This window comes from Geminocystis sp. M7585_C2015_104 (genome assembly GCA_015295805.1).
Taxonomy (GTDB): domain Bacteria; phylum Cyanobacteriota; class Cyanobacteriia; order Cyanobacteriales; family Cyanobacteriaceae; genus DVEF01.
On record DVEF01000014.1, the window covers coordinates 18,009 to 27,063 of the forward strand.

The 9,055-nt window shown below is 47.1% G+C and carries 8 protein-coding genes and 1 tRNA gene; 3 read left to right on the forward strand and 6 right to left on the reverse strand.

The window, feature by feature from the left end:
- Positions 1–15: 15 nt before the first annotated feature.
- The 6 genes from IGQ44_01605 to IGQ44_01630 all read right to left on the reverse strand — a co-directional run bounded on the left by IGQ44_01605 (position 16) and on the right by IGQ44_01630 (position 5,860).
- Positions 16–1,341: a four-carbon acid sugar kinase family protein gene (locus IGQ44_01605; protein HIK36675.1), complete on the reverse strand. Its 1,326-nt coding sequence runs from the start codon at positions 1,339–1,341 to the stop codon at positions 16–18.
- Positions 1,342–1,460: 119 nt separating this feature from the next.
- Positions 1,461–1,895 (reverse strand): photosystem I reaction center subunit II, encoded by a 435-nt coding sequence (locus IGQ44_01610; protein ID HIK36676.1) that lies wholly within the window; start codon positions 1,893–1,895, stop codon positions 1,461–1,463.
- Positions 1,896–2,014: 119 nt separating this feature from the next.
- Positions 2,015–2,338 carry an antibiotic biosynthesis monooxygenase gene (locus IGQ44_01615; GenBank protein ID HIK36677.1) on the reverse strand — a complete coding sequence of 108 codons (324 nt, stop codon included), beginning with the start codon at positions 2,336–2,338 and terminating at the stop codon, positions 2,015–2,017.
- A gap of 88 nt (positions 2,339–2,426) precedes the next feature.
- Entirely contained in the window at positions 2,427–3,866 is a 1,440-nt protein-coding gene (locus IGQ44_01620; protein HIK36678.1) for a family 10 glycosylhydrolase, read from the reverse strand.
- Positions 3,867–3,874: 8 nt separating this feature from the next.
- Positions 3,875–5,563 carry a GAF domain-containing protein gene (locus IGQ44_01625; GenBank protein HIK36679.1) on the reverse strand — a complete coding sequence of 563 codons (1,689 nt, stop codon included), beginning with the start codon at positions 5,561–5,563 and terminating at the stop codon, positions 3,875–3,877.
- 66 nt (positions 5,564–5,629) lie between these two features.
- The gene (locus tag IGQ44_01630) at positions 5,630–5,860 is read right to left on the reverse strand and encodes a type II toxin-antitoxin system CcdA family antitoxin (GenBank protein ID HIK36680.1); all 231 of its coding nucleotides are present in this window, start codon (positions 5,858–5,860) and stop codon (positions 5,630–5,632) included.
- A gap of 140 nt (positions 5,861–6,000) precedes the next feature.
- Between IGQ44_01630 and lepA the strand changes: the two genes are divergently transcribed.
- The 3 genes from lepA (at position 6,001) to IGQ44_01645 (ending at position 8,228) form a co-directional block, all read left to right on the forward strand.
- Positions 6,001–7,809 carry an elongation factor 4 gene (gene lepA / locus IGQ44_01635; protein ID HIK36681.1) on the forward strand — a complete coding sequence of 603 codons (1,809 nt, stop codon included), beginning with the start codon at positions 6,001–6,003 and terminating at the stop codon, positions 7,807–7,809.
- Between the two features lie 55 nt (positions 7,810–7,864).
- Positions 7,865–8,047, forward strand: coding sequence for a DUF3252 domain-containing protein (locus IGQ44_01640; GenBank protein ID HIK36682.1), 183 nt, complete (start codon positions 7,865–7,867; stop codon positions 8,045–8,047).
- A gap of 109 nt (positions 8,048–8,156) precedes the next feature.
- Positions 8,157–8,228 (forward strand) — tRNA-Gly (locus IGQ44_01645).
- Positions 8,229–9,055: the final 827 nt, after the last annotated feature.

Genomic DNA, 9,055 nt, shown 5'->3' on the forward strand with positions numbered 1-9,055 from the left:
AGGGGGGAGGGGAATTCAGGAAAGTGTTCTACTGAGACGTTGATAGACAGTTACCAGGGAGTTTTCATCGCCGACGTTACCAGGGAATAGTACCACTGGCAGGTGGGGGAAAAGAGGGTGATTGTCGGGGGTAGTAATAACGGAACATCCGGGTATTATCTGACCCAACAATCTGGCGACTCTGAGACTGAGGCCATCACTGAGGACGTCATTAGAGGTGATGCCTCCCTTGCTGATGAGAAAGCCGATATGGCGGGGCAAACCACGAACAATATCCATCAACACGGAGGAGACTTGTTTGCCGAATTGAAGACGGGAGTGGACAGAGGGGAAAGTCAATTCTTCTCTACTGGTGTAGACGACGGGGGTTTTGTCTTCTGCCAGGGCGTGTTTTACTTCTGCTAGGGCTTTTGCAATAATATTGTCTCTCTGTTGTAGGTCATCTTTGAGGATGGCCACATCTACTTCGATGCCATAGGTGTCGGGGAGGGAGAGGAGTTTATTTAGCTGTTGAGTAGTTTTTTTGACGTGGGAGCCAACTATGACTACGCCCCTGTTATTATTAGGTTTGTACTTAGCCATTTCGGCGGGGGGGATAGGTTGTGGGCCTAGGCCGGCGAGGGAGGTGAGGATGCTTGCGGCACTGCGGAGGAGGAATTTTTTGCCTTCCTTGGCTACTGTAAGGATGTCTTGGGCAAACCTGTCAAAATCTTCTTGAGTTTCCCCGTCTACCACCACACACTGGTTATTTTCTAGCTGACGGAGACGGGTTTGGACGCCCCTACGGATGTCGTCTAATAGGAATCTTTCTACTTGTTCTGCCTTAATTTTTCCCTTAGTTTTTTCCTCCACATACAAAGGCAGATAACTGTGATGGTAGCCGAATACGGAATCTTTGGCAAATTCGGTTTCGTGGACTGGCGTTTCCCTTCCGTCTATGATGAGATAATGGGTGGAGTTGCGGGTGATTCTGCCTCCTTCAAAGAAGGCTGGGATGAGGAAGTGGGCGGAAAAAGGGCCTAATTCCTCTGCTATTACATCTGTTTCCAGGGGGTAGTGTCCTCTGAGGGTGGAGTCTGAGCGACTTACAATAAGGTAGTCTGGCAAAGAGGCCAGCTGGATAGCTTTTTTTAGGTTACGACACACTTCACGAGTAACCTGTGCTGCTTGTTCTGAGGGCAGGGCGCGGGTGTTGGTGAGGACAAAGAAGATGGGGCAGTTGTCTTGCAGTGCTTCTACAAGGGTATCCACATCCCACTGTAGGAGGAGTAAACAACTGTGAACTGTTTGACTGCCAGTGGGGTCGTCGTCCAGGACAATAATTTTAGGTCTTTCCGTCATAACAGGGGAATGGGGATTGGGGTATGGGGGAGGGAGCGCATCGCCATGGGCTCGTAGCTGAGCACGTAGTGATACGCTCTTCCCTGTTATATCATGTTACAAGATCAATTGCAATAAAGTTAAACGTCATAGGGGGCTTTACCGGAGAATTTGAGGGTAGCCGGTTCAGGGTTTTGGCCTATTCTTCTGTCTTTTTTACCATGATATTGTCTGCCCTCGTTGACTTTTTCGGGGAAGACACCATCGGCGGGGTGGAGATATTGGATTTCGCCGTTGGGGTAGATGCGGTAGATTTTGTAGTTTTCGATTTTGGGTTTGAATTTAGTGCGCAGTTGGGTGCCTAGGGCTAGACACTGTTCTTTACGGGCAAAATACAGGATATTCTCCCCTTCATGCATAATAGCGGCACCGCCGGTGGGCATTTCAAAAACCTGTTCTTTGGGACTAGTCCAGGTGATGGCATATTTTTCCTCCCTGTCGGCGGCGGAGAGTAGGCCACCGGTGCTTCCGCCGAATTTGGGGGTTTTACCGGTTAATTGGATGGTTTCGCTCATATATTTCTGGCTTTTTTAAGTACTATTTGCTATCTGGGCCATGCTACCACCTCCCGCCCCTATCCTGTGCATCTTTGTTATGAACTGTAACAGTTTGTGGTTTCTTTGTTACAAAGGTATTAAGAGGGAACAGTGATCTCGGTGAGGACTTCGTAAAAATTGGTTTCCGGGGGTGCGGCGAAGAGGTGTTTCATTTCTTCTAGAATCTGATCGTGGACGGGGTTGCGATTGTCCTCCATGTCGTCAATTTTGTCCCAGATGATAAAGGCGATACCTTCGTCGGTGTTAGGTTTTTGGAATAGATATGCTCCTTTGAAGCCGGTTTTGTAGGTAGCTACTGCCTTTTCGAAGAGTTTTTGGGCTTCTGGGAATTTCCCCGGTTTAAACTTGGCAGTAGCCACGTAGGCGCAGCGATGACGTAAAAAGTCCGAGAATTCTTGCATAATTGTGCCCTGATGTAGGTTATCTTAGAATCATCTTAGTTTTTTTCTAGAAGGATTGGGGCAGGGGTGTAATAAAACTCCATAGAGGTTAAAGGCGACAACTTTGTCTTTTGCGGGCGTGCTCAGGTTGAATCCAGGAATAGGCAAAGTGGCTGATGGACTGGATGTCTGGGAGGCGACTGCGGATTGCCTCCATTTGGGATTCCAGAGACGGCCTTTGGCCATCATTTCTTCCCCAGAAGCCTGCTAATACTGGTTTCACATTACGACGGTTTTGGGCTACCTCTGCAACCCGCTTTACCTGTTCTACTATACAAAGGGGATTACCACAGAGGGCGTAAGACATGGGATGCCATTCGAGGGTTTGGGGGAAACTATCCCAGGGTTGGAGACGGGAGTCGAAGCCTATATCTCCCACAGCCTGATTGCCTTCGGGGAAGAAAACCGCACCGGCGGGGATACCTCGTTGTCTTACCTGACTAGTGACAAAGTCTAAAAAGTTAATTACCCCTTGGGCGGCATGAGCTACGGTGAAGTACCATAGTTCTATCTGTAGGTTAGCCAGGGTATCTGATTCGGGGGAGGTGGGATTTCTGCCTTGCCAGAGGGGGGTTATCTCGTCGGGGAATAGTTGCCTCATTTGGTTCAAATCCTCGGCGGTGATGAATCCCTTGTCAATATAGGTTTCCAGTAGCCATCGCCCCTGCTTATTCCTTGCCCTTGCTAAAAGGGCTTCCCTAGAGGCTGGACTGTAAATCCATAAGTCCTTCACCTTGCCCACCACCGAGTCTTGCCCGGTGCCTCGCGGATAACGTATGTAGTCGAACAGTACTCCATCTGGCCTTCTTTGTAATACCAACTGTAACATCTGATTATAGTCTTGTATTGCCTGGCGATTATAGGGGTCTACAAACGCTTGAGACTGGTCATGGACGAATTCGATACTAGTTTGATTGCGGCCGTTACGGGCGAGTACATGTTGTCTATCAGGACGTTGAGAGTAAAGATAGCCAAAATTGAGGGAAAATAGCCAGGCATATACTTTTAGGCCTCTTTTTCTTCCCTTTTCAAGGGTTTCTGCCAGCAAATCCCGGTTTTCATAGCCGGGCATATCGATGACACTGGGCCAGACGGTGGTATTCTGGCTTTTAGGGAGTAGGACCCTACCATCAAAGAATACTTCCAGGTAGACGGTGTTATAGCCCATGTTGACAATTTGGTCCAACACCTCGTCTAGGGCGCCCGGTTTAACATCACAGGGGTACAGTCGTAACCAAATGGCTTGCTCTTTTAGCCAATGTTGACGACGACAGTTGTATAGCCAGTCTGCATGTTGTTTGAGGAGCTTGTCGTATTCCCGTTGTGCGTTTACATCTCCCGCTATGGCTTTTTTTCTTAAATTATCTTTGAGGGCAATAGCCTGTGGGTTTAATTGACAATAGGAGCCTGTGGCAGCGGAGGCAGACAGGGGGGGGGCAAGCAGAGGTAGGAGAAAAAGAAGTATGCTAAACCAGGAATACCGCCTCATACCATGAACTAGCTAAGGGATGGACTGTTTTCCATTTTTAACACAGGCAGCTGGAACAGGGGTAGGGTGATGGTAACGGTGGCTCCCAGGTCCTCCCCCATGCTATAGAATGAGATTTGTCCACCCATGGCTTCTACCAGGCGTTTGGAGATGGCCAAACCCAAACCGGTACCGCCATAGGCTCTAGTCCTAGAACCATCTACCTGGTAGAATGTTTCAAAGAGACGTTCTTGTTTTTCCAAGGGTACACCAATGCCGGTATCTTCCACGGTGATTTTAATCATTCCTGGCAGTTTTTCGCCGTGGAACATAATCTCCTTGGCGATGATTTCAGTTCTCACTTCAATCCCCCCTTCATGGGTAAACTTGAGAGCATTACCTACCACATTTAACATCACTTGTAGCACTCTCTGATAGTCTGCGTATAGTAGCACTTCGTCGTAGGTAGGGGGAAGACTGATTCGGAAATATAGGTTTTTTTTCTGGGCCTGTGGGACAGCAAATTTAGAGATGTCTTGGAATATTTGCCGGAGGGAAATGGGGGCGAATTTAAATTCCATCTTCCCCGCCTCTATTTTAGCTATATCCAGGATGTCGTTAATGAGATTGAGCAGATGAATAGCCGAGTCGTAGGCCTGTTGGATAAATTCCCTAGCTTCTTCCGGGTCATCCGCCATGTCGTCCAGCACCAGCTTAAGAAAGCCTATAATGCCATTGAGGGGTGTTCTCAATTCATGGCTGGTGGTGGCCAGAAATTCGCTTTTGAGACGGGAGGCTTCTTCTGCTTGCCTAGTTGCCTCTTCTAGTTTATGATATATACTAGCATGGGCTATGGCTGTGCCCACCTGGTCTGCCAATTCCTCCACCAACTCCCATTCTGCTTCACTCCACACCCTGTGACGGTCACATTGGTGTAGACAGATAATACCATTGAGTTCACCCTGGTAGAAGGTAGGCACAAGGAGTACAGAAAGGGCGTCACATTGGGGGTAGTGGGGGGAGAAGGCAACTGCCCGTCGACTCCATACGGCCCCTTGTACCTCCTGATAGTGGTGAAGCTCAAACTCAAGGCCGAGAAGGGAGGGGCATTGGGGCTGACGGTATTCTGACCGGACTTTTAGTCTTTTCTTGTCACTGGTGGGAGTCAATAACAGACAGCGGCTTACCTTTAGTGCCTCGCCAATGCTATCTACTGTTTGTTGGCCTATAGTGTCCAGATTAAGGGTGCGACGGATTTTCCGGGCAATACTGGTAAGGAGTCTGTGGTAGAATTCGGCTTCTTGGGGAGGGGAGAAGTCATTATCTTCAGCAGTCTGGTTTGATTGTTTTAAATGGTACCCTGTAACAAGAACCGACTCCGCCTCCCCTTCAGAGTTAACCAGGGGACTGATATATAATTCAAAGGGGATTTCAAAGCCATCGTAACAGAAGACGGCACGACACCGTTGGGGCATTTTTCTGGAGATAACCCCTTGTAGTCTTTCCAAATAGGTGTGTTGCAGGAGGGGTTTTAAAGGAGGGGCAGAGGAGGGGGGTGTTTCCCGGAGAGAGGATAAAACGTTTTCCGGCAGGAGATTGGGGGGAATCTGCCAGTAGAAGGAGAGGTACTCCCCATCACGGTTTTGGACAAATACTATTTCCGCACCTAGATGGGAAAATTTATCACCCCCGTTATAACAAAGACAATATAGTCTCATAGATTGTCCTGACGGTGTTTATCCTCGTCTTGGTGGCGGGGTTTTTCCTCGTCTAGACTGGGGGGCCTAATCATTCCACTCACCCCTGGGGGGCACAGGGGGGTTTCGACGAAGACGACGGGTTAGGTCATTGTCTTCTGCCTTTTCCCCCCTAAGCCATTGTTTTAGGGCTAATTCTATTATTCTACTGGGGTCATTGGTGAGATGTCTGATTTTTTCCACCAACTCCGAGTCTAGATGAACGGAAATTTCCACCTTCTCCCTGTCAGTTTCTCCGTACAAGGTGTTATCATTCATATAGTTGCCTCTTGTGCTCCTGGACAGTGTTTCTCTTATTCTATTTTCCTCAAAAAGGACAGATCTTCACCCCATAATATTACAATAAGTTAAGAAACATTAAAACTGCTTATAACCATACTCCGAGACAAACTACATATATGACTGAGGCTCCCGTAAACTTGATCCGCAATTTCTGTATAATAGCCCACATAGACCATGGGAAATCAACACTAGCAGACAGATTGCTACAGGCCACAGGGACTGTTACAGAGCGGGAGATGAAGGAACAGTTCCTGGACAACATGGAGTTAGAGAGGGAGAGGGGGATTACTATAAAACTCCAAGCGGCAAGGATGAAATATAGGGCCAAAGATGGGCAGGAGTACGTGTTAAATCTGATAGACACCCCGGGCCATGTGGACTTCTCTTACGAGGTTTCACGGTCTTTGGCGGCTTGCGAGGGGGCCTTGCTGGTAGTGGATGCTTCCCAGGGGGTGGAGGCACAAACCCTGGCTAACGTGTACCTGGCATTGGAAAACAACTTGGAAATAATCCCTGTCCTCAATAAGATTGACCTACCCAGTGCTGACCCGGAGCGTGTTATCCGTGAAATAGAAGATGTTATAGGTTTGGACTGTAGTGAGATAATACTAGCGTCGGCCAAAACGGGGGTAGGAATAGAGGAAATTCTAGAGGCCATAGTGAAAAGAATACCACCACCAAGGGATACGGTGAATGAGCCCTTGCGGGCATTGATTTTCGATAGCTACTACGACTCATACCGGGGAGTGGTGGTATACTTCCGAGTAATGGATGGGAGTCTCAAAAAAGGAGATCGCATCCTGTTAATGTCCACGGGAAAGGAATATGAACTGGACGAGATTGGGGTGTTGTCGCCATACCAGATGCCAGTGGAGGAGTTGCATGCCGGAGAAGTAGGTTATCTTGCAGCGGCCATAAAGAGTGTCGGAGATGCCAGGGTAGGTGATACCATAACCTTGGCTAAAAAACCGGCATCACAGCCTCTGCCAGGTTATGCTGAGGCCAAACCCATGGTATTCTGTGGACTATTCCCCACCGATTCCGAGAAATATCCCGACTTGAAGGAAGCATTGGAGAAACTGAAACTAAACGATGCGGCCCTTCATTTTGAGCCAGAAAACTCCACCGCCATGGGTTTTGGTTTCCGTTGTGGCTTTTTGGGCCTGTTACACATGGAAATCGTCCAGGAGCGTCTGGAAAGGGAGTACCATCTGGACTTGATAGCAACCGCCCCCTCAGTAGTATACAGGGTGACCTGTACTGATGGCAAGGTATTAGAAATTGATAACCCCAGTGCCCTACCACCCCCACAAAAACGGGTTAAAATTGAAGAGCCTTACGTAAAGGTGGAGCTCATCACCCCGGAAACCTATGTAGGGGCGTTGATGGACCTGTGTCAGAGTCGGCGGGGGATATTCATAGATATGCGTTATTTTACCCAAAGCCGTACCTGTTTGATTTATGAACTCCCTCTGGCGGAGGTGGTTACCGACTTCTTTGACCAATTGAAGTCTCGTTCTCGGGGCTATGCTAGTATGGAGTATCAGTTTATTGGCTACCGAGAAAGCGATCTAGTAAAACTTGACATTCTGGTGAATAAAGAGCCAGTAGACGCCTTGTCAGTAATAGTGCATAGAGACAAAGCCTATCAGGTTGGACGAGCTTTGGTGGAAAAACTGAAAGAATTAATACCACGCCACCAATTTACAGTGCCAATTCAAGCTGCAATAGGCTCAAGAGTTATTGCCAGTGAAAGCATCCCAGCCTTGAGAAAAGATGTATTAGCAAAATGCTATGGGGGCGACGTAACCCGCAAGAAAAAACTATTGGAAAAACAGGCAAAAGGGAAAAAACGAATGAAGGCCATCGGCACGGTAGAAGTACCCCAGGAAGCCTTTATGGCAGTATTGAAACTGGAGACTTAGCACAAAAGGCCATCCCCTGCTAAAATCCTAATATCTCCTATCAGCACCGAGCAATATGATTCTACCAGGTTCAGTAGTACAAGTCAAAAACCCCGACGACATTTACTATCGCTTTCAGGGAATAGTGCAAAGGGTAACCGATGGCAAAGCCGCCGTCTTGTTTGAAGGGGGTAACTGGGATAAGTTAGTCACCTTTAACCTCTCGGAGTTGGAAGAAGTTCCCCCTCAGAAAAAATAATAAAGGATAATAAACTACTGTGCCCCCTCCCCCTTGACTTTTTCTCTTTTTCCCCTTATAATTGTAGTTGTGGTTGCCAAGGGCGCCACCAGTTGACAGTTCAATCTCTGCGGGCATAGCTCAGTGGTAGAGCGTCACCTTGCCAAGGTGAATGTCGCGCGTTCGAATCGCGTTGCCCGCTTTTTCTTTCCCCCTCACTCCCCCTTTTAACAACAAAAATATTCCTGAGTGCTTCTCATAAATCCCTCCAAGGCCGGGGTATTGCCCCTATATCCATTTCCCAAGGGCAGGCTTGTTGTATATCCCATCAAACCTTCCTATGTCCCTTGTCATCATCTTATTTAGTCTTAGTAAATCGTTTAAATCTCTGCAAGAAAGTCTTTTCTGTTTTTAATCCTCCTTTTGTATTTACTTAGGGCTCCATCCAGCCGTTTTACATCATTATTGAGCACAAATATTTTTTTATCGTTCATAACAAAAACAAATATATTGCCATTGGCTTGTTATTTGTTGTAAACTTCCAGATAAACTATTTTCCCTCCTATTTTCCCCTTCAGCCAAAATCGTGAGCCCGCCCAGGAAACTGACCATAAATGGGGAATCTTATGCTTCTCAAATACATGAATAGCAAGGGATACTGAGAACATTTAATATAACAGTAAAAACTTTTTGGTTTTTCCATCTCGGTTTTTTTACTGTAAGTTTCTCCTATTTCGAGCCTTATTATAGGATGTGCCTTCGGTTGACGCTCCGGTCATTATTGGAGGCTTTGCCACTAATAATACTGAGCTTATTAATTTTTAAATTTTTTGAGATTGAATATTAAATACAGAGGGTTTTAAAATTATTTCCTCTTATTGAATCAATTTACATTGCTCGCCTGTTTTTTGAGTAAATATTTTTCTTCTAGGGAGAAAGTAAGGGTGTTGACCCTCCAGGGTGTGGGTGTCTAAACTTAAAGAGATAGTGTACATATACCCGTATTTCCCTCATACCATATTTTCCTAC